Below are 907 nucleotides of genomic sequence, written 5' to 3' on the forward strand. Positions count from 1 at the left end.
ACCTTGATGTCCATGTCGCGGTCAATAGTGGAGATGAGGCCGACGCCCTTTTCGGTGTCGAGGTTGTCGCCGTCGAACTGGATGTAGTTGGTGATGTTCAAGTCTTTCACTCCTCTTTGGTGGTTGCGATGATCGTTCCAAAGGCACGGCGGAAAGCGGTTCGCACCGTAGGCCGGAGCGTGAGCGGAGGAGGCGAGAGGACGCAAAAATTTGCTTCGCGAGGAAGCCGAAGGCGGGGAAAATTTTTGTGGCGTCCGCTTTGCGTAAACCGCGTCGACATGCGAACGAGCGTCAAAAGCAACCGCCCTGGAGGAGTGTGGCTTGAACCGTTTTGGCAACGTTTCCCCGTTTGTCAGCGACGTACCAACCTCACAATTTGCAGCAATATTATCCAATGTCGCGACCTAATCAACAGGTTTTGCGGCGATTCTGGCCACGACATTGAAGCAATATGGTTCATGCGCCGTCGACGCCATTGCGCCATATTGGCTATCTCGAGGTCACGGTATCCGGGAAGATTTGGAACTGCGGTATTCGTGCGGGCTTTCGATCTCCGCGGACCACATGCCAAAGCCGCCATCTCGGGCGCGGTTCTCGGCCTGGCCGTACTCGACCTCGCTGATCGAGTGGGTCGCCGGCAGATACCGTAGCATTGCTTCCGCCAGTCCTGCCTTCACCATCGCAAGGCCGATGTCGACGTCTTCAATGAAGCACTGGCCCACCAGGCGGCGATACTGATCCTGATCGATGATGTCGCAACGAACGTGCTGGCCGTCGATCATTTTCCCAAGATAGCTGCGAGCTGCGACGCCACACCGCCAAACCTTTCCGCCTTTCAATCCGGTCTGGTCTCGCTCGAAAGCATCGATCGCCGCTATCCTGATTCGCTGATTCCGAATGCTGATGG

Annotated in this window: 1 protein-coding gene; it reads right to left on the reverse strand. The window is 56.4% G+C overall.

Annotated elements, in window-relative coordinates; all coding sequences use genetic code 11:
• Nucleotides 1-500 precede the first annotated feature (500 nt).
• A partial coding sequence (locus ACFHWW_RS33895) for a thermonuclease family protein (RefSeq protein ID WP_379943736.1) occupies nt 501-907 on the reverse strand: 407 nt, incomplete at its 5' end.

The sequence above is a fragment of the Sinorhizobium sp. P24N7 genome, from assembly GCF_042436655.1.
In the GTDB taxonomy this organism is placed as follows: Bacteria; Pseudomonadota; Alphaproteobacteria; order Rhizobiales; family Rhizobiaceae; genus Sinorhizobium; species Sinorhizobium meliloti_A.